17 protein-coding genes and 1 pseudogene are annotated in these 18,823 nt (G+C 66.7%); 8 read left to right on the top strand and 10 right to left on the bottom strand.

Annotation, left to right across the window (positions count from 1 at the left end; all coding sequences use genetic code 11):
• Positions 1-140 precede the first annotated feature (140 nt).
• From N0A20_RS04605 to plsY, 4 genes are all read right to left on the bottom strand, one after another.
• Positions 141-1,133: a hypothetical protein gene (locus N0A20_RS04605; RefSeq protein ID WP_260582810.1), complete on the bottom strand. Its 993-nt coding sequence runs from the start codon at positions 1,131-1,133 to the stop codon at positions 141-143.
• Positions 1,134-1,401: 268 nt separating this feature from the next.
• Entirely contained in the window at positions 1,402-2,991 is a 1,590-nt protein-coding gene (locus N0A20_RS20005) for a vWA domain-containing protein (protein ID WP_312846599.1), read from the bottom strand.
• Between the two features lie 114 nt (positions 2,992-3,105).
• Entirely contained in the window at positions 3,106-4,188 is a 1,083-nt protein-coding gene (gene dprA, locus N0A20_RS04590) for a DNA-processing protein DprA (protein ID WP_260582809.1), read from the bottom strand.
• Positions 4,185-4,787, bottom strand: coding sequence for a glycerol-3-phosphate 1-O-acyltransferase PlsY (gene plsY, locus N0A20_RS04585; RefSeq protein WP_260582808.1), 603 nt, complete (start codon positions 4,785-4,787; stop codon positions 4,185-4,187). Before plsY ends, dprA begins: the two co-directional genes overlap by 4 nt.
• A gap of 187 nt (positions 4,788-4,974) precedes the next feature.
• On the opposite strand from plsY, the gene murI reads away from it, so the two are divergent.
• The 4 genes from murI to N0A20_RS04565 all read left to right on the top strand — a co-directional run bounded on the left by murI (position 4,975) and on the right by N0A20_RS04565 (position 8,995).
• Positions 4,975-5,781, top strand: a complete 807-nt coding sequence (gene murI / locus N0A20_RS04580; RefSeq protein ID WP_260582807.1) for a glutamate racemase — start codon at positions 4,975-4,977, stop codon at positions 5,779-5,781.
• 148 nt (positions 5,782-5,929) lie between these two features.
• Positions 5,930-7,144 (top strand): 5-aminolevulinate synthase, encoded by a 1,215-nt coding sequence (gene hemA / locus N0A20_RS04575; RefSeq protein WP_260582806.1) that lies wholly within the window; start codon positions 5,930-5,932, stop codon positions 7,142-7,144.
• Entirely contained in the window at positions 7,141-7,830 is a 690-nt protein-coding gene (locus tag N0A20_RS04570) for a nitroreductase (protein ID WP_260582805.1), read from the top strand. The genes hemA and N0A20_RS04570 overlap by 4 nt, the downstream gene beginning before the upstream one ends.
• 73 nt (positions 7,831-7,903) lie before the next feature.
• Complete coding sequence (locus tag N0A20_RS04565; RefSeq protein ID WP_260582804.1) at positions 7,904-8,995, top strand: cytochrome b/b6 domain-containing protein; 1,092 nt, start codon at positions 7,904-7,906, stop codon at positions 8,993-8,995.
• 154 nt (positions 8,996-9,149) lie between these two features.
• Here the strand turns inward: N0A20_RS04565 and N0A20_RS04560 are convergent, their stop codons facing one another.
• The 6 genes and pseudogenes from N0A20_RS04560 to N0A20_RS04535 all read right to left on the bottom strand — a co-directional run bounded on the left by N0A20_RS04560 (position 9,150) and on the right by N0A20_RS04535 (position 14,514).
• Positions 9,150-9,782, bottom strand: a complete 633-nt coding sequence (locus N0A20_RS04560; RefSeq protein ID WP_260582803.1) for a class I SAM-dependent methyltransferase — start codon at positions 9,780-9,782, stop codon at positions 9,150-9,152.
• A gap of 32 nt (positions 9,783-9,814) precedes the next feature.
• Positions 9,815-11,033: pseudogene (locus N0A20_RS04555) on the bottom strand (DUF3419 family protein).
• Between the two features lie 121 nt (positions 11,034-11,154).
• Entirely contained in the window at positions 11,155-12,501 is a 1,347-nt protein-coding gene (locus N0A20_RS04550; protein ID WP_260582802.1) for a S8 family serine peptidase, read from the bottom strand.
• 43 nt (positions 12,502-12,544) lie between these two features.
• The gene (locus N0A20_RS04545; protein WP_260582801.1) at positions 12,545-12,832 is read right to left on the bottom strand and encodes a hypothetical protein; all 288 of its coding nucleotides are present in this window, start codon (positions 12,830-12,832) and stop codon (positions 12,545-12,547) included.
• A 255-nt stretch (positions 12,833-13,087) separates the two neighbouring features.
• On the bottom strand, positions 13,088-13,483 hold the full coding sequence (locus tag N0A20_RS04540) for a hypothetical protein (protein ID WP_260582800.1): 396 nt from the start codon (positions 13,481-13,483) through the stop codon (positions 13,088-13,090).
• 38 nt (positions 13,484-13,521) lie between these two features.
• Positions 13,522-14,514 carry a threonine/serine dehydratase gene (locus N0A20_RS04535; RefSeq protein ID WP_260582799.1) on the bottom strand — a complete coding sequence of 331 codons (993 nt, stop codon included), beginning with the start codon at positions 14,512-14,514 and terminating at the stop codon, positions 13,522-13,524.
• A 67-nt stretch (positions 14,515-14,581) separates the two neighbouring features.
• Between N0A20_RS04535 and N0A20_RS04530 the strand changes: the two genes are divergently transcribed.
• From N0A20_RS04530 to N0A20_RS04515, 4 genes are all read left to right on the top strand, one after another.
• Positions 14,582-15,790, top strand: coding sequence for a saccharopine dehydrogenase family protein (locus N0A20_RS04530; RefSeq protein WP_260582798.1), 1,209 nt, complete (start codon positions 14,582-14,584; stop codon positions 15,788-15,790).
• Between the two features lie 158 nt (positions 15,791-15,948).
• Positions 15,949-16,299, top strand: a complete 351-nt coding sequence (locus N0A20_RS04525) for a DMT family protein (protein WP_260582797.1) — start codon at positions 15,949-15,951, stop codon at positions 16,297-16,299.
• Positions 16,300-16,453: 154 nt separating this feature from the next.
• Positions 16,454-17,455 (top strand): N(4)-(beta-N-acetylglucosaminyl)-L-asparaginase, encoded by a 1,002-nt coding sequence (locus tag N0A20_RS04520; protein WP_260582796.1) that lies wholly within the window; start codon positions 16,454-16,456, stop codon positions 17,453-17,455.
• Positions 17,456-17,626: 171 nt separating this feature from the next.
• Complete coding sequence (locus N0A20_RS04515; RefSeq protein WP_260582795.1) at positions 17,627-18,814, top strand: carboxynorspermidine decarboxylase; 1,188 nt, start codon at positions 17,627-17,629, stop codon at positions 18,812-18,814.
• Positions 18,815-18,823: the final 9 nt, after the last annotated feature.

Raw genomic sequence — 18,823 nt, 5'->3', positions numbered from 1 at the left:
GGCCTCCCGTCAAGGGGGTTTCGGAGGGTCCGCAACCCGGACTTCAGACATATCCGTGACCCCGGCGAAGGCCGGGATCTCAGCGGTGCGTCGGAGCGCGAGGTTGAGATCCCGGCCCTCGCCGGGACGACAAGATGAGGTCAACGCAGCGGCGTCAGCCGTCCGATCAGCATCGCGCTGGTCAGGCTGGCGGCCTTCGTCGCGCCCTCCTCATAATTGCCGGGCTTGGCGGTGAAGGCGAATTTGCGCGTCTTGCCGAATTTCAGCCCGCCGAAGCCCATCACCGCCGCCACGCCGCCCGCGACATTGGCGCCCGATTGCAGCGCCTTGTCGGTGCCGCTCGAGGCGTCGCTCTTTTCGACGAACTCGCCCTCGACCGCGACGGGTGCCTTGACGGTGATCACCGACTGTTTGCCGTTCGGCGCGATCAGCGTGATGCGCGAATAGTCCGCGCTGACCGAAAGCGCGCTGTTCACCTGCAGCCCGCCGAAGCTGAAGGCGCCGGGGCGCTTCTGCTGCGAAAAGTCGATCAGGTAGACGACGTCGATCACCCCGACATTGGCGGCCTTGGCATAGTTGGCGAGTGCCATGCTCGCTTGGCCCGCCGCCATGTTCATGCCGATGCTGCTCATCCCCGACCCCAGGAAATCGCCCGGGATCATCAGCAGCGAGGGAAGTTCGGTCGGCTTGAAATAGGTCGCCTTGCCCTTGCTGCCCTTTTCCAGAGCGATGTTGATGTCGAGCGGCACGTCCTGCGACTTGGTCTTCGCCAGCGCCGTATGGCCGAACAGGTCGGCGGGCGCTTGCACGCTGTATCCGCTGGCGGTCAGTTGCGACACGAAATCGGCATAGGCCGCGTCGGTCACCGCCTGCATCATTTCGGGCGTCACGCCGACCAGTTCGCTCTTGGCCTTGGTGGTACCGCCGAACGCCCCCATCAGGCCGCCGCTGGTCGCGGTGCGATCGATCGATTCGAAGATGAAGCCGACGTTGAACGCGCCGACCGTGACCGTGGTGACGCCCTTGGCGTTCGCCGGGCCGGCGATCTTGACCGGCTCCTTTTCCTTGGCGACGACATGGACAGGCTGGAGCAGCACCGCCGCGATGGCGATGGCCGACAGCATTTTCTTCATGGATATATTCCTCCGCCCCCAGGCGCGGCCGGAAGACGGACAGGCGCCGGGAGTTCCCCGAAGCGACCCATGGGCCCTGCATCGGTCAGATGCAGGGGCGTGTCAATGGTTTAGCTAACGGCGGCTTAGGCAGTATCGACATTCAGAAGATGGCGAGCCGAAAATGGTGGTTTTCGGTGACCCGGAGCGCAGCGCACTCATGTGCGTGAGCACCGGAAGCGCGGAAAGCCGCCATTTGCAGGCCGCCAGGGCTGAATGTCGATACAGCCTAGCTCTGATCCTGCCAGCGGAAGTCGGTCGGCAGGATGCACTTGCCCGCGTCGTAATTGCCGACGCTGCGGATCACCTCGCTGTCCTCGGGCTCGATGCGGCGGCCGCTAATCTGGCTGTCGATGACGCGGCGAACCAGCGCGTCCAGACGGGTGACGAGGTAGCAGTCGATCGCCGGCGGCGCGTGCGGATTGCCGACGCCGCTGTCGTCGGTAAGGAACAGGTAGCGCGACTGGGTCGCCGCCGCCATCGCGCGCATCGCATATTCGGCCTCGTCGGCGACGCCCGAGGCGGCGACGGGCGTGATGTGGATGCGCTTGGCACGCGCCGCCTCGGCCGCGGCCCAGGTCCGCCCGAACAGCTCGTTGTGCGGCGGCGCGTCGGCGACGAGCAGCAGCGACTTCACTGCGTCGGGGCGCCATTCCTGCCCCACCGCGCGGATCAGCGCCTGGTCCATCGCCTCCGGATAATCGCCCCCGCCGGTCGCATATTGTGCCGCCAGCGTGCCCTGCGCCCGTCCGATATCGCGGTCGAAGACGACGGTGCGCGTGATATATTCGTCCCCGATGTCGCGATAGAAGACGAAGCCGACGCGGATGTCGAGGTCGCGATGCTTGGCGGTGATCGACGAAATGATCGCGCGCAGTTCGGATTGCAGATAGCGGATCTCGTCGCCCATGCTGCCCGTCGTGTCGATCACCAGCATCAGGTCGAGCTTGGTCGCCTTCGCCGCCGCCTGGTTCGCGGTCAGCCCGACGGTCTGCCCGCCCGGCGCATCGCTGACCAGCACGGGCCGGGCGTCGGCGATGCTGCGTCCGGCCTTGCTGGCCGACACGGTGATGCGCTCGCTCAATCGGTCGAGGCCGGGGAAGAAGACCGCGGTGCCGTCGGCCTGCGTCGCCATGGTGATGCTGTTGCCGTCGCTGCACGTCAGTTTCACATCGGCGAAGGGGATCGGCTGGCCGTTGCGGTCGTTCACCTTCACCGTGACCACGCGCATCGTATCGACGCGCGGCAGCACGCGGACGCTCTGGCCGAGGTCGGTGCGATTGACATAGGCGGCATAAAGTTCGGGGTTGAGCAGATCGTCATGCTCGCCCGCCGTGAGGATGCCCGATTGCGGCTGCGGCCGCGGATAGGGGCGCGGCGGCACGGGAACCGGACGGCCGGCATAGTCGGACGACGAACCGGGCACCGGCGGCGCCACCTTGGCTTCGCCGCCCGACGCGCCCGCGGACATCTCGGCGGACGACGCCGCATCGGCGCTGCTTTCATAGCTCGGCGGCGGGGCCATCGGGGGAGGCGGCGGCGGCGCAGCCATCACCGGCTCGGGCGCGAACACCGGCACGGGCGGGGCCATCGCGCCGTCGCGGCTGGCGGCGCCGCGGCTCGCCTTGCGCGGCTTGCCGGACTGCACCGCCTGCTGATTCGGCACCTCCGCATCGAGGCGCGGCAGCGGAGCGGCATTGCGGCAAAAGCCCTGCTGCGGGGCGCCGGGCTTGGCAAAAGCAATCGTCTGGGCGGTCGGGGCCAGCCCCGACGCCAGCACCGCGAGCATCGTCGTTCCGGTCAGAAATCTCTTTCGCATCATCGGACTCCCCGCCATGTGATACAATATCATCAGCGTGTGGATCAGCCGCTGAACCGTGGCTGAACCGCGACGAAACGTGAATTTATTTGGGGTGAGCGGCTATGCCCGGCGTCACAGGCGCGAAATTCTTGCCCCCGCATGGCGCTCGACGCGGCCCGCCAGCTCGAGCTCGAGCAGCACCAGCTGCACCGTTGCCGCGTCGCAGCCCGACTGGCGCACGAGTTCGTCGATCGCCACCGGCGTCGGCCCGAGCAGTTCGGCGACGCGGTGCCGCTCGCCCTCTCCGGCCTCCAACCCCGCAGGCGCCGCGGCGTAGGGACGTACCGGCTCGCGCACCATGCGCGCGTCGATCGGGCCCAGGGCTTCGAGCACGTCGTCGACGGTCTGGATCAGCGTCGCGCCCTCACGGATCAGCAGGTTGCAACCCTGCGCGCGCGGGTCGAGCGGCGAGCCGGGAACCGCCATCACCTCGCGCCCATAGTCGCCCGCACGGCGTGCGGTGATCAGCGACCCCGATTTCGGCGCCGCCTCGATCACCAGCGTCCCGTGCGCGAGGCCCGCAATGATACGGTTGCGCGACGGGAAATGCCGCGCGAGCGGCTCGGTGCCCGGCGGCTGTTCGGCGATCAGAAGCTGATCGGCCGCGATCTTTTCCTGCAACTGCGCATTTTCGGGCGGAAAGGCGATGTCGATGCCGCTGGCGATCACCGCCGCCGTATGTCCGCCAAGCGCTCCGACATGCGCGGCGGTATCGACCCCGCGCGCGAGGCCGCTGACCACCGTCACGTCGCGCGCCGCCAAGTCCGCCGCCATCTGGCGCGCGAAACGGCACGCGATGGCGGAGGCGTTGCGCGCGCCGACGATCGCGACGCACGGACGGTGCAGCATCGCGGTGTCGCCGCGCACGATCACGACCGGCGGCGCGCCCTCGACTTCGCGGAGCAGCGGCGAATAATCCGCCTCGTCGCTGAAGATATGCCGCGCGCCGAGCCCGGCGACGCGTTCGATCTCGCGGGTCGCGACATCGGCTGGCGCGACGCGCAGCTTGCCGCCACCGCGCCCGACGAGATCGGGCAGGGCCGCCAGTGCCGCCTCGCCCGATCCGAAGCGCATCATCAATTGATGCCAGCTGACCGGGCCGACCTGCGGCGTGCGGATCAGCCGCAGCCGCGCCAGCCGCTCGGCGTCGGTCATTCGGCGTTTTTCTTCGCGCCGACGCGCGGTTCGGTGCCGGCGCGCAGCCGCGCGATATTCTCGCGATGCCGCCACAGCACGATCACCGCGAGGCCGGCGAGACCGATCGCATAGGCCCGGTGACCGAACGCCAGCGCGGCAATGGGCGCCGACACCGCGCCCAGCATCCCGCCGAGCGACGAGATGCGCAGCAGCAACACCGTGCCGAGCCAAACAACCGCAAACACCAGCCCGATCGGCCAGGCGAGCGCGAGCGACAGGCCGAGCAGCGTCGCCACCCCCTTGCCGCCACGGAACTTCAGCCAGACCGGATAGCAATGGCCGATCATCGCCGCGGCGCCCGCGATCATCGCGCCATCGTCGCCCAGCCCCGGCAAGAAATGCCGCGCGAGCAGCACCGCGACCGCGCCCTTCGCGCCGTCGAGGATCAAGGTCGCCGCCGCCAGCCCCTTGCGCCCGGTGCGCAGCACATTGGTGGCGCCGATATTGCCCGATCCGATCTGGCGCAGGTCGCCGGCGCCGAACGCGCGGGTCAGGATGACGCCGAACGGGATCGAGCCAAGCAGGTAGCCCGCGGCGATCAGCAAGATGATGGTCATGAGGCTCCCTGCTCCCTTTGGCTCCTTGTGCCGGGGTTGGGGACAGCAATCAACGGATTCGGACGGATTGACAGCCGAAACGGATGAACAAGACGCATCCCTGCCATTCACCAAACCCGTCATTGCGAGCCCCTGCAAGATTACGCGGTACCATTGACCCGCCGTCGTCGCCTGCTAGGCGACACACATGCAGGTCCCCGCCCCCGACGCTCCCATCCTCTTCTTCGACTCCGGCCTCGGCGGCCTCACCGTGCTCGGTCCGACGCGGGCGCTGCTGCCGACCGCGCCGATCGTCTATGCCGCCGACTATGCCGGGCTGCCCTATGGGCAAAAGAGCGAGGCCGAACTCGCGGCGCGCGTGCCGGCCCTCCTCGGGCGCCTCGTCGAACGTTACCAGCCGCGGCTCGCGGTGATCGCGTGCAACACCGCCTCGACCATAGCTCTGGCACATGTCCGCGCCGCGCTCGACCTGCCGATCGTCGGCACCGTCCCCGCGATCAAGCCCGCCGCCGAGATAACGAAGACCGGCGTCATCGGGGTCCTCGGCACCGAGGCGACGGTGCGCCAGCCCTATGTCGACGATCTCAGCGCGAAATTCGCGAGCGGCAAGACCGTTCTGCGCCACGGCAGCCCGGGCCTCGTCACCGGGGCCGAAGCGAAGCTGCGTGGCGAGCCGGTCGATCCGGCGGTGATCGCCCGTGCGGTCGCGGGCCTGCGCGACCAGCCGGGCGGCGACAGGCTCGACGTCATCGTCCTCGCCTGTACCCATTTCCCGCTGCTCGCCGACGAATTGCAGGCCGAGGCCGGACCCGATGTGCGGCTGATCGACGGCGCCGAGGGCATCGCGCGCCGCATCGCCCATCTCACCGACGGCCAGCCTTGGCCCAGCGCCGCCACACCGGGCATCGCCGCCTTCACGCGCAGCGACGACCGCCCGCCGCCGCCGCTGTCGGCGCTGGCGCCTTACGGCCTCGGCCGGATCGAACTGATCTAGCCCTTCGATCACGCTGATTTGCGCGGCAAATTGCGAATCGTTCGCACTGGCTTTCGGCGGCATCCGGCGTTATTGGCCCGGCTGTTAACAGCCGCCCGGAGGGAGCGGCACAAGAGCCTGGACTGGCACCTGACTGCGGGGCTGAGACGTGAACTACAACGATATTTTCGCACGCGCCATCGACCGGCTGCACGAAGAGGGACGCTACCGCGTCTTCATCGACATCCTCCGCAACAAGGGCGCTTTTCCCAATGCGCGCTGCTTCGCGGGGCACAACGGGCCGAAACCGATCACCGTCTGGTGCTCGAACGACTATCTCGCCATGGGCCAGCACCCCAAGGTCGTCGCCGCGATGGAAGAGGCGCTGCACGACGTCGGCGCGGGATCGGGCGGCACGCGCAACATCGGCGGCAACACCCATTACCACATCGACCTCGAGGCCGAACTCGCCGACCTGCATGGCAAGGACGGCGCGCTGCTCTTCACCTCGGGCTATATCTCGAACGAGGCGACGCTCGGCACGCTCGGCAAGCTGCTGCCGAACTGCATCATCTATTCGGACGAGCTCAACCACGCCTCGATGATCGCGGGCATCCGCAACTCGGGCTGCGAAAAGCGGGTGTGGCGCCACAACGACCTCGAGCATCTCGAGGAGCTGCTCGCCGCCGACGATCCCGAGGCCGCGAAGCTCATCGCGTTCGAAAGCGTCTATTCGATGGACGGCGACGTCGCCCCGATCCACGCGATCTGCGACCTCGCCGAGAAATATAACGCGCTCACCTATTGCGACGAAGTCCACGCCGTCGGCATGTACGGCCCGCGCGGCGGCGGCATCACCGACCGCGACGAGGCCGCGCACCGCGTGACGATCATCGAGGGCACGCTCGGCAAGGCGTTCGGCGTGATGGGCGGCTATATCGCCGCCGAGAAGAATATCATCGACGTGATCCGCTCCTACGCGCCGGGCTTCATCTTCACGACCAGCCTGTCGCCGGTGCTCGTCGCCGGGGTGCTCGCCAGCGTCCGCCACCTGAAAGCCTCGAGCGTCGAGCGCGAGGCGCAGCAGGCCAATGCCGCCTATCTCAAGAAATGTTTCCGCGACGCGGGCCTGCCGGTGATGGATTCGACGACACACATCGTGCCGCTGATGGTCGGCGACCCGGTGCGCGCGAAGAAGATCAGCGACATATTGCTCGCCGAATATGGCGTCTATGTGCAGCCGATCAATTTCCCGACCGTGCCGCGCGGCACCGAACGGCTGCGCTTCACGCCGGGCCCGGCGCACGACGAAGCGATGATGCGCGAGCTGACGCAGGCGCTCGCCGAAATCTGGGATCGTCTCGAGCTGCGCAAGGCGGCGTGACCGCGCGACCCGGTTATGACGAGGTCGTCCGGGGACGCCGCTCGATCCGCAGCTTTCTCGACAAGCCCGTTCCGAAGGCGCTGATCGCCGAAGTGATCGAGGTCGCGATGCGCGCGCCCTCCTCCTTCAACAACCAGTGCTGGAATTTCTCGGTCGTCACCGGCGAACCGCTCGACGCGATCCGCCGCGGCAACACCGAGGGCATCCTGGCCGGCAAGCCCGACAGCCGCGAGTTCCGGCGCTTCGACGGCATAGCCGACGACCATCGCGCGCGGCAGATCGAGATCGCCAAGCAATTGTTCGGCGCGATGGGCATCGCGCGCGACGACAGGGAGGCGCGGCAGGACTGGGTGCTGCGCGGTTTCCGCCAGTTCGACGCACCGGTCAGCATCGTCGTCACCTACGACCGCGTGCTGCTCGGCAGCGACATCGCGCCCTTCGATTGCGGCGCGGTGACCAATGCCCTCGTCAACGCCGCCTGGTCGCGCGGACTCGGCTGCGTGATCAACAGCCAGGGGATCATGCAGTCGCCGGTGGTGCGCGAACATGCGCAGATCCCCGACGATCAGGTCATCATGATCTGCGTCGCGATGGGCTGGCCCGCCGAGGATTTTCCCGCCAACGCCGTGGTGTCGAACCGCAAGAGCGTCGAGGAAGCGGTGCGTTTCGTCGGATTCGACGACTGACGCATTTCCGTTCGGCACTCCATGGACGGTCGTGATATCGATCGCCCGGTCATCCTGTTGAACGAGAGATCCCATGCCCCCGCAGCGTTACAGCTACACCGCCATCACGCTCCACTGGCTGCTCGCCCTGCTCCTCGCCTTCCAGATTTCGCTCGGCTGGGCGCTCGAGGGCGACAACAGCCCCGAACTGTTCGCGCGCTACCAGCTTCACAAATCGGTCGGCATCACGATCCTGCTGCTCAGCCTTGTGCGGCTCGCCGTGCGCCTGTTCACGCCGCACCCGCCCGCGCCCGAAGGCCCGGCCTGGACGCGCGCGCTCGCCGGCACCGTTCACTGGCTCTTCTACGTCGTCATGATCCTCGGCCCGGTCACCGGCTGGCTGATCGTCTCGACCGCGCGGGTCGAGGTTCCCACGCTGCTGTTCGGCGTCGTCCCCTGGCCGCACCTGCCCGTCGGCCGAGGCTGGCACGATCCGGCGGAGTCGATCCACGGCGCGATGGCGTGGCTCGCGATCGCGCTGTTCCTGCTCCACATCGCCGGGGCGCTTCGCCACCAGTGGCTGCTCGGAAAACAGGAGCTCCAGCGGATGATCCCCTTCGCGCGCAGCAAGGCGGCCGGGGCCACGATCGGCGCACTGGCGCTGATCGTCGCGGCGATGGTCGCCGGCAAGACGGTCCATGCCGACAAGCTGCGCGCGGCTGCCCAAAAGACCGGCGCACCGCTCGCCGTGACCCCCACCGCGGCCCCCGCATCCCTGAGCGAAGACGAAAAATCGGAGGAAGCCGAGGAGGCCGAACCCGAGGACACCGCGCAGCCCCTCGCCGACTGGCGCGTCGCGTCGGGCGGACGGCTCGGCTTTACCGCGCGCTGGAACGGCGAAGCGGTCGAGGGCCGTTTCGGCCGCTGGGACGCCGACATCCGCTTCAGCCCCGATGACCTCGCGGCATCGCGGATCAGGGTGACGGTCGACCTCGCCTCGGCCGACACCGGCGACGCGCAGCGCGACGAGTCGCTGAAGGGCGACGACTTCTTCGACAGCGGCGCGCATCCGAAGGCCGTCTACACCGCACGCGACATCCGTCACCTTGACGGCAAGCGTTATGAGGCGCGCGGCACGCTCGACCTGCGCGGGGTAAAAGACCTGCGACGCTGCGCTTCACCCTGACCATCGACGGCGACCGGGCGCGCGTTGCCGGAACCGCCCGGGTCGACCGCACCGCCTTCGGCGTCGGCCAGGGCGAATGGGCGGCGACCGACGCGATCGCGGCCAGCGTGGACATCGCTTTCGCCTTCACCGCGACGCGCCCGGCCAGCTGAGGTCAGCGGCGCGGCCCCCTGTCGATCCGCACCGACCAGGCATAGCCGCGATAAAGCCGTACGAGCGTCATGCGCCCGCCGACGTCGCTGGCGATCTCGCGCGCGGCCTCGGACAGCATCGCGCGCGGGGCGACATGGAAGCGGTCGAGCCAGCCGAACAGGCCGGCGCGGAACCAGCCTGGCAACGCCTCCTGCTGTCCGAAATCGACGATATGCAGCGATCCGTTGGTGGCGAGATGGCGCGTCGCCTCGCGGATCGCGCCTTGCCAGTCGGGGATCATCGACAGCGTATAGCTCTGGAATATGCGGTCGAAGCTGGCGACGCGAAACAGCGCGTGCGGGTCGAAACCGGTCGCGTCGCCCTGCGCCACGCTGATCCGCCGCGTCAGTCCCGCGCGCGCGATCGCGGCGCGCGCGCTCTTCAGCATCTCGGCCGAAATGTCGATCCCGTGGAAATGCGCTCCCGGCCAGCAGCGCGCCGCCGCGATCAGGTTGCGCCCGGTGCCGCAGCCGACCTCCAGCACATGGCCGCCGACCGGCGGCGCCAGCTCGTCGATCAGCCGGTCGCGCCCGAGCAGATAATATTTCCGCGTCAGATCATAGATATGCCGCTGGCCGCGATAGACGCCGTCCATCAATGCGGCATGGCCCTCCCCCCGGCCATCGCTCAGCGCTTCAGGACATAGAGATGAACCCCGCCATAGATCGCCGACCGGTCGCGCCGCGTATAGTCCCGCGATTCTTCGGCGCGATAGTCCCAGCGATCGAGCAGATCGTCGGGCAGGCGCCCGGGCAACAGGCTCGGCTCGGCGGCGGTGCGGAACAGCACCCGCGCGCCCGGCCGCGCGGTGCGCGTGACCTCGGTCCACAGCGCGAGCAATTGCGCGTCGCTCATCCAGTCCTGCGCGTCGAGGAAGATATAGCGGTCGAAACTCGCGTCCTCCGCCGCCGCGAGCATGTCGGTCATATTGGCGTGGAGCATCGTCACCCGCCCGGCGCGCGCCTTGACCGCGTCGTAGTTGGCCGCCTGCAGATAGGGCGGCAACGGCGCCGTTTCGCCGCGGCCATAACCGCGCCCGAACGCCTGCCACGCGAAATAATTGTCCTTGAGATCGAAATCGCAGCTGAGCTTCTCCAGCCGCGCGCGCAGCACGTCGGCCATCGGCTTGCCCCCCGCGAGCGCGTCATATTGCGCCGCGCGGAATACCCAGCCCGAACAGCGACGAGCGCTGATCGGTGACCCAGCGCACGAATTTGCGGTCGAAGAAGGGGGCGAATTTCGTTTCGAAAATATGCCGTTGTTCGTCGATGTCGCGCGCTTCGAGCAGTTGCCGGGGGTCGGCCTTCATCAGCCGGGCGACCAGATGCGCGACGCCAATGAAATTGCCGAGCAGCCCGCGCTTGTAGAGCCCCGAGGCGAAGCCATTGATACGGCGGCGGCCGATCAGGTCGCGCCCCTCCCAATAGCGGCGGCTGACCTCGTCGAGATGCGGCCGCACATGCGCCTTGTACGCAGCAACATTCTCCGTGCTGTCGGCATCGGCGAAGAAACGGCGAAAGCTGTCATAGTCGGGCAGATGCTGCGCCGCGGCGCGCTTGAGGTGATTGAGCGCGACATGCGCGGTGTTGAGGTCGACCGCGACGATCTCGGCGGGATCGGCGACGAGATAGGAAAAGACGTTGCAGCCGCCGCTGGCGATGGTTGCGACGCGGTTGCCGGGCTCGATCGCCAGCGCCTCCATGTCGACCACGGGGTCTTCCCATATCTGCGCATAGACAAGCCCGCGAAACGCCAGCGCAAAGGCGCGGTCGAGCAGGCGCTGTTTCTGTTCGGCATCCTCACGGACGACGGCGGCGGCGATCTTGCGATTCGGCTGGCTGTTCACGGTGCGATCCCCTTTCGTAAGGTGGATCGCCTGTGAACGCGCTTGATGTGACCATGATGACGCTTGTGTTTCAGAACGGCGTCGAAATCTGACCGGATGAAGTCAGTTTCGCGCACCAAGCCTAGACATAACCGCACGCCTTCAGCGCATCGACCAGCCCGGTACCCGTTGCAAGGTCGGGACCGGCCTTTGCCTTGGCCCCGTGTGCGGTCTTGCCCTTCGTGACGTCGGTCGCGGTCGTGCGCAGCGCGGTGCGGATCTGTTCGACCGTCAGGCTCGGGCGGATCTGCTTGAGCAGCGCGATCAGCCCGGCGACCTGCGGCGCCGCGGCCGAGGTGCCGGAAAATATCCCCCAACCCTTGCCGCTGGCGACATTGCCGAAATTCTCGCCGTCGAGCTGCGCGGTCGGCGGTACGGGCAGCATGATATGTCCGGTCATCGGCGCCGCATCGAGGCGTCCGACGACGCCGCAGACATCGGGCGCCGCGCGCGCCGGATACATCTGGCTTTCGAAGCTGCTGGCATAGCTCGACGCTTCGAGTTCGCCATCCTCGGTGATCGTCACGCCGCCGACCGAAATCACCTTGGGCAACCCGCCGGGGAAGGCGAAATGGCCGTTGCCCGCCGAAAAGACGATGCAGATGCCGCTGTCCACCGCTTCGCCGATCAGGCTTTCCAGATCGACCAGCTCCCCCCAGGCGATGTCATAGGGATTCTGGCGAAAATCATCGCGGCTCTGCCGGTCGATGCTCCAGCCCCAGCTGTTGGTGATGACATGCGGTTTCAGCGCGATCGCGGTTTCCATCGAGCTGGCGGCGCTGCCGCCATGTTTGACGCCATAGACGGTGCATTGCGGTGCCATCGCAAAGATATTCGCGACTTCCCCCGTGCCATGACCATTGCCATCGATGTCGGCGGGTCCCGATCCCTCGGACTCGGTGGGATAGAGCGTATAGCCGTTGCGCACGAAAAAGGGGTGCGGCCAGAAACCCGTGTCGGTCATCGCGACCTTGACGCCCTTGCCCGTCCAGCCCTGCTGGTGACAGCGCGGCGCGTTGAGCGCCAGCGCCACGTCACCGACGCGCAGATGATAATGCGGCACCACCGGGGGCAGCGCGAGCGTTGCATGATATTCGATTTCCTGTGGCACATAGGCGAAGTCGAAGACGTCGGCGAGCGCTTCGGGCACCGCAAGGGCGGTACCGCGCCGCGGCGCGGCGGCATCGCCGTCCCCGAGCGCGCCGAACATTTCGACAAATTGTTCGGGCCGCACCTCGGTCGACACGCGATTCATTTCGGTGGCGAAGGACGGGATGCCGCCGCCCGCAAGCCGTTCCTGACCACGTTCGGCATTGGCCTTGGTCGGACGAATGATCGCCGCCGCCGAAGCGGACGACAGGCCGGTCATCGCCGCCATCGAAATCGACTGGCTGCGGCTGCGCGGAACGAAGCGGACGTAAACGGACATTTCACCCTCCCTCAAGATCGGGAAAGGCAGCCCGCTATTCCTTTCAGAAGAACTTCGGCTCCTGCGGAACATAGGCCAGCGGCGGCACCGCGCCGTCGCCGATCACCTTTCCTACCGTGCCGATGGACGGAAGGTCGTTCCGGTTGAGATAGAGATCGGCGTCGAGCGCCTTTGCCACATCGCCTGCCGCGCCCTTGAATTCGATCGCGCGGTTGTTCGATTTGACGACCTCCACCCCCGACTCGAGCAGCCAGTGGACCCATCCATCGATGACCTGCGGCTTCGCCTTTTCGAACACCAGCCGAACCAGGATATCCCTGTCTTCCGGCATGGGCCTATGGACGACGTCGCCGAGCCGACTCGGCGACCCGCGAAGTTTTTTTCGTCATGCGTTTAAATCCAGCAAATAAGCCGCCCTGTCCATGGGAAATAGCATCTGGCACGGCATCGGCCGATTTCCTCGTCATTTGGGGCGCCGCGGCGCGCGATCGCTAGCGATGACTATGGTTCATGCGCGGGTAACTGGAACATCGGTCAATCGCGGCAATAACCCTCGCCTTCCTTGACGATCAGACAGTCTTTCTTGCTAGGCCAGATATTTAAGGCCGGTCTCGTCGCCATTGCCGCGATGCAGGCTCAGTTCCTCGGTCCCGCGCGCGAACTTGATGCCATGTTCGCTGTCGCTGCCGTCGTAAGTGCCCTTGGTGTCGAGGTCCGACTGCATCTCCAGCCGGTATTTGCCGGGTTCGCCCGGGGTGATTGTCACATACATGCCCTCGACCCCCGTCCATTTGCCTGCCCAACTCGCGAAGCGGTGCGGCGCCGTGGCGGGATCGCTTTCGTCGGTCGCAGCTTCGGGCGGCATCGTCTCGTCTACGACTTCGGTGGTCTCGGTCGGCGACGGCGCGGGCGCCTCGGCCTTTTCGCAGCCGCTCAGCACCACCAGCGCCGCGGCACCCAACAGGATCATGCTCTTTCGCATCGACTTTCTCCTTCACCGTCTCAACGCATCAGGGCCGTTTAGTATCCGGCCAAAATCTCCGCATATTTCTGCGGGTCGACATTGCCCCCCGACAGCGTGACGAGGGTCGCCGCCCCCGGCGCGACCTTGCCCGCCAGCACCGCGGCCAGCGCCGCCGCGCCGCCGGGTTCGACGACGAGATGCAGTTTCTCGAACGCGACGCGCATCGCATGACGCACTTCCTCGCGCGTCACGACCACGCCGCGCACCCCGCGCGCGCGCAGGACCGCGAAATTGATCGGCCAGGTCTGCGGCGTCTGCAGCGCGTCGCATTCGGTCGGGTAGGACAGGTCCTCCACCGACACTATCTCGCCGGCTTCGAGGCTGCGGGTCACATCGTCCCAGCCCTCGGGCTCGACCGCGACGATCTCGGCTTCGGGCAGCGCAAGCGCCAGCCCCGCCGTCAGTCCGCCGCCGCCGCAACAGGCGACGACCTTGTCGAACCCGTCGATGCCGCGCGCCCGCAACTGCGCCTGCGCCTCGATCCCGGCGGTCCCCTGCCCCTCGATGATCCAGGGATCCCCATAGGCGTGGACGAGCGTGCCGCCATGTTCCTCGAGCAGCTTCGCCGCGACCGCATCGCGCGATTCGGTCACGCGGTTGTAGAGCACCACCTCGGCCCCCAGATTGCGCGTCGCCGCCAGCTTCATCGCCGGCGCGTTGCCCGGCATCACGATCGTCGCCTTGATCCCCAGCCGCTTCGCGGCCCAGGCGACGCCCTGCGCATGGTTGCCGCTCGACACGCCGACGACCCCCGCCGCCGCCTGTTCGGGCGTCAGGTCGGTCAGCCGGTGCCAGGCGCCACGGATCTTGAAGGCGCCCACGGGCTGCAGGCATTCCGCCTTGCACCAGATCGTCACCCCCTCAACCTCGAGCGGCAGCAGCGGCGTTTGCGGCAGCAAGGCAGCGACTTTCGCCGCCGCGCGTTCGACCCCGGCGAGCGACGGCGCACGCGCCGGATCGCGCAGGGTATCGGGGCTTTGCTGTGTCATGGCTTCGTCCTATAGGGCGCGGCATACAAGGCAAGCCGCATAGGTTCGCGGACAGGAGATTTTCACGATGAGCAAGGTTCTGGTGATCGGCGCGGGCGGCGTCGGCTCGGTCGCGGTGCACAAGATGGCGATGAATGCCGATATCTTCCCGCACATCACCCTCGCCAGCCGCCGCAAGTTCAAATGCGACGCGATCGCCGAATCGGTGAAGGCGCGCACCGGCGTGACGATCCACACCGCCGAAGTCGACGCCGACCATATCGACGCGACCGCGGCGCTGATCCGCCAGGTCGGCGCGACGCATGTCGTGAACCTCGCGCTCCCCTATCAGGACCTGACCATCATGGAGGCGTGCCTCTCCACCGGCGCGCATTATATGGACACCGCGAACTACGAACCGCGCGACGAGGCGAAGTTCGAATATCACTGGCAATGGGCCTATCAGGACCGGTTCAAGGAGGCGGGGCTGATGGCGCTGCTCGGCTCGGGCTTCGACCCCGGCGTGACGAGCGTCTTCACCACCTGGCTGAAGAAGCATCATTTCGAGCGCATCGACACGCTCGACATCCTCGACTGCAACGGCGGCGACCATGGCCAGCATTTTGCGACCAACTTCAATCCCGAGATCAACATCCGCGAAGTAACCGCGGTCGCGCGCCACTGGGAAAATGGCGGCTGGGTCGAAACCCCGCCGATGTCGGTGAAGCAGACATTCGACTTCGAGGCGGTGGGCGAAAAGACGATGTACCTCATGTATCATGAGGAAATCGAAAGCCTGAAAACCCATCTGCCCGAAATCCGGCGCATCCGTTTCTGGATGACCTTCGGCGAAGCCTATATCACCCACCTGACGGTTCTCCAGAATGTCGGCATGACGCGCATCGACCCGGTGATCTACGAAGGCCGCGAGATCGTCCCGCTCCAATTCCTGAAGGCCGTGCTCCCGGAACCGTCGAGCCTGGGCGAAACGACCAAGGGCAAGACCAACATTGGCGTCATCGCCACCGGCCTCGGCAAGGACGGCAAGGAAAAGACGCTCTATCTCTACAATATCTGCGACCATGAGGATGCCTATGCCGAAACCGGCAACCAGGCGGTCAGCTACACCACCGGCGTGCCCGCGATGATCGGCGCCGCGATGATGGTGCGGAAGCTCTGGAGCGGCGCCGGGGTGTTCAACATGGAGCAGTTCGATCCCGATCCCTTCATGGACATGCTCAACAGGCACGGCCTGCCCTGGCAGGTGAAGGAATTGAACGCGCCGCTGGATTTCTAATTCAGTTACCCATGCCCCTGCGAAGGCAGGGGCCCATCACCCGCCCTTTCGATTTCCGCCAGCGTCGATGAAAACGCCAAGCTAGGAGATGGGCCCCAGCCTTCGCAGGGGCACGGGGCGGGTTGGATAAGCGCCCCATGCGTCGAGAGGGAGGCAATATGACCGCCTATGTCCTGCCCATCGGGCTGCTGTTCGTTTCGAACATCTTCATGACCTTCGCCTGGTACGGGCACCTTGGGGATCTCTCGCGACCGACGTGGCTCGCGATCCTGCTGGCGTGGGGCATCGCCTTCTTCGAATATTGCCTCGCGGTTCCCGCGAACCGCATCGGGCACAGCGTCTATTCGACCGCCGAACTCAAGACGATGCAGGAGGTCGTCACGCTGGTCGTCTTCGCGGGCTTCGCGGTCTTCTGGCTCGGCGAGAGACTGACCGTGAACCACCTCGTCGGTTTCCTGCTGATCGCGGGCGGCGCCTTCTTCATCTTCAAGGGACCGATTGCCGCTTGAAGCGATAATCTCCGTTTCTCCGTTCGTGCTGAGCTTGTCGAAGCACCGCTCTTCTCTTTGACGCCAAAAGGAAGAACGGCCCTTCGACAAGCTCAGGGCAAACGGATTGTGTTTGCGCAGTTTTGGACTAGCCTTTGCCTTAGGGGAGACGACGATGGCGGACGACAAGGCGATTTCACGGCGCAGCTTCGCCGCGGGGGCAGCGGGCCTCGCGGCGCTGCCGGTCGCGGCGCAGGCCGCCAAAGCGGCAAAGCCCGCGCCGATCCCGGTCGGCAAGCCCTTCATCCTCACCACCTGGGATTTCGGTCCCGGCGCCAATGCCGTCGGCTGGCCGATGCTCGAACAGGGCCGATCGTCGCTCGACGTTGTCGAGGCCGCGATCAACCATGTCGAACTGCTCGGCGATTATTGGGTGGGTGCCGACGGTGTGCCCAACGAGGTCGGCGAAACGACGCTCGACGCGATGATATTGTGGGGGCCGACGCACGACATCGGCGCGGTCGGATGCCTGAAGCGCGTCAAGAAGGCGATCTCGGTCGCGCGCAAGGTGATGGAGGAAACCCAGCACACGTTGATCGTCGGCGACGACGCGACGCGCTTCGCCGCGCGCATGGGCTTCACCGAAACCTCGCTCACCGGCCCCAAGTCGCAGGCCGCCTTCGCCAAATGGGCCGAAAAGGGCGAGAAGTCCGACGCCTTCGGCCCCGAACCGATCGCGCGCGACGACAGGCTTGCGGGCCATGACACGGTCGGCAGCATCGCGCTCGACGCCGCGGGCAATCTGACCGTCGGCTGCTCGACCAACGGCCGCGAGTTCAAGATTCCCGGCCGCGTCGGCGATTCGCCGATCCCCGGCGCGGGCGCCTATGGCGACCAGGCGGTCGGCGGCGCGGTCGCGACGGGCAATGGCGACGTGATGATGCGCTTCCTGCCGACCTATCACGCCGTCGAACTGATGCGCGGCGGCATGCACCCGCAAGCCGCCGCCGAAGCCGCGATCAAGCGCATCGAGGATGCCGGATACCGCATCGGCGGCGGCATCGCGGTCATCCGCCGCGACGGCCTCCACGGCGGCGCCAAGACCGGCTGGGAGGACAATCCCTTCAGCTATTCGGTGCAGACCGCGGCGGGGAATGTGAAGGTGCCGGTGGGATGACCACCCGCTCTCTCCCCTTCGGGGGAGAGATACCAAGGCTTGCCGGTTTACCGGCTAGCCAAAGTTGAGAGGGGTTTGGGCGTCTCCCCTCTCCCAACCCTCTCCCCTGAAGGGGAGAGGGCTTGTTCCTCCCCCTTCCTTCCGTCCCTCAAACCCCCTACATGCGCGCGCATGGAAACCAGAGCCAGCGACCCCGGGGCCTTTGCCCGTTTCGACCTCAACCGCGTCCCCTCGCCCGCCTTCGTCGTCGATGCGGCAAAGGTCCGCGCGAACCTGTCCGTGCTGCGCCACATCGGCGACGCATCGGGTGCGCGCGTGCTCGCGGCGCTCAAGGCCTTTTCGATGTGGTCGCTGGGGCCCACGGTCGCAGGCACGCTCGACGGCGTCTGCGCCTCGGGCCTCTACGAGGCGCGGCTCGGGCGCGAGGAATATGGCGGCCCGCACGGCGACAAGGAGGTCGCGACCTATTGCGCCGCCTACAAGGCGGAGGACCTGCCCGAAATCTGCCGCCTGTCGGACCATCTGATCTTCAATTCGCCCGGCCAGATCGCGCGCTTCCGCCCGCTCCTCGACGATCTGCGCGCCAAGGGCGAGACGTTCGACATCGGGCTGCGGATCAACCCGCTGCACAGCGAGGGCGAGGTTGCCAAATACGACCCCGCCGCGCCGTGCAGCCGCTTGGGCTTTCCGGTCGACCAGCTGCGGCCCGAGCATATGCAGGGCGTCGACGGCATCCATATGCATGTCCTGTGCGAACAGGATTTCCCGCCGCTCGCGCGCACCTGGGCGGCGGTCGAACCGCTGCTCGCGCCCTATGTCGGCCAGCTCAAATGGATCAACTTCGGCGGCGGCCATCATGTCACCCGCGCCGATTATCAGGTCGATGACCTCATCGCCTTCCTGACGGGCGTGCGCGAGACCACCGGCTGCGACGTGATGATCGAGCCAGGCGAGGCGGTCGCGCTCGACGCCGGCATTCTCGTCGGCGAAATCCTCGACCTGTTCGACAACGGCATGCCGATCGGCATCACCGACATCAGCGCCACCTGCCACATGCCCGACGTGATCGAGGCGCCCTATCGCCCGGCAATGCTCGGCGAAGAGAGCGACGGCGCGGTCACCCGTCTCGGCGGCCCGTCGTGCCTCGCCGGCGACGTGATCGGCGACTATCGCCTGCCCGGCGGCGCACACATCGGCCAGCGCTTCGCCTTCCTCGACCAGGCGCATTATTCGATGGTCAAGACCAACACTTTCAACGGCGTCCCGCTGCCCTCGATCTGGCTGTGGGACAGCGAGACCGACGCGCTGACGCTGATCCGCGAATTCGGTTATCAGGATTTCAAGACACGGCTGAGCTAGGCCGGGGCT

It is taken from the genome of Sphingopyxis sp. PET50, assembly GCF_025244705.1.
Lineage (GTDB): Bacteria > Pseudomonadota > Alphaproteobacteria > Sphingomonadales > Sphingomonadaceae > Sphingopyxis.
This window is presented reverse-complemented; position numbering and strand designations above follow the sequence as displayed.

Coding starts and splice junctions, on each gene's coding strand:
- plsY (WP_260582808.1), bottom strand. CDS start 4,787: ATGACCATCATCTTGCTGATCGCCGCGGGCTACCTGCTTGGCTCGATC.
- N0A20_RS04540 (WP_260582800.1), bottom strand. CDS start 13,483: ATGCGAAAGAGCATGATCCTGTTGGGTGCCGCGGCGCTGGTGGTGCTG.
- N0A20_RS04560 (WP_260582803.1), bottom strand. CDS start 9,782: ATGGACGGCGTCTATCGCGGCCAGCGGCATATCTATGATCTGACGCGG.
- N0A20_RS04520 (WP_260582796.1), top strand. CDS start 16,454: ATGGCGGACGACAAGGCGATTTCACGGCGCAGCTTCGCCGCGGGGGCA.
- N0A20_RS04535 (WP_260582799.1), bottom strand. CDS start 14,514: ATGACACAGCAAAGCCCCGATACCCTGCGCGATCCGGCGCGTGCGCCG.
- N0A20_RS20005 (WP_312846599.1), bottom strand. CDS start 2,991: ATGCGAAAGAGATTTCTGACCGGAACGACGATGCTCGCGGTGCTGGCG.
- N0A20_RS04530 (WP_260582798.1), top strand. CDS start 14,582: ATGAGCAAGGTTCTGGTGATCGGCGCGGGCGGCGTCGGCTCGGTCGCG.
- N0A20_RS04605 (WP_260582810.1), bottom strand. CDS start 1,133: ATGAAGAAAATGCTGTCGGCCATCGCCATCGCGGCGGTGCTGCTCCAG.
- N0A20_RS04525 (WP_260582797.1), top strand. CDS start 15,949: ATGACCGCCTATGTCCTGCCCATCGGGCTGCTGTTCGTTTCGAACATC.
- dprA (WP_260582809.1), bottom strand. CDS start 4,188: ATGACCGACGCCGAGCGGCTGGCGCGGCTGCGGCTGATCCGCACGCCG.
- N0A20_RS04565 (WP_260582804.1), top strand. CDS start 7,904: ATGCCCCCGCAGCGTTACAGCTACACCGCCATCACGCTCCACTGGCTG.
- murI (WP_260582807.1), top strand. CDS start 4,975: ATGCAGGTCCCCGCCCCCGACGCTCCCATCCTCTTCTTCGACTCCGGC.
- N0A20_RS04550 (WP_260582802.1), bottom strand. CDS start 12,501: ATGTCCGTTTACGTCCGCTTCGTTCCGCGCAGCCGCAGCCAGTCGATT.
- N0A20_RS04515 (WP_260582795.1), top strand. CDS start 17,627: ATGGAAACCAGAGCCAGCGACCCCGGGGCCTTTGCCCGTTTCGACCTC.
- N0A20_RS04545 (WP_260582801.1), bottom strand. CDS start 12,832: ATGCCGGAAGACAGGGATATCCTGGTTCGGCTGGTGTTCGAAAAGGCG.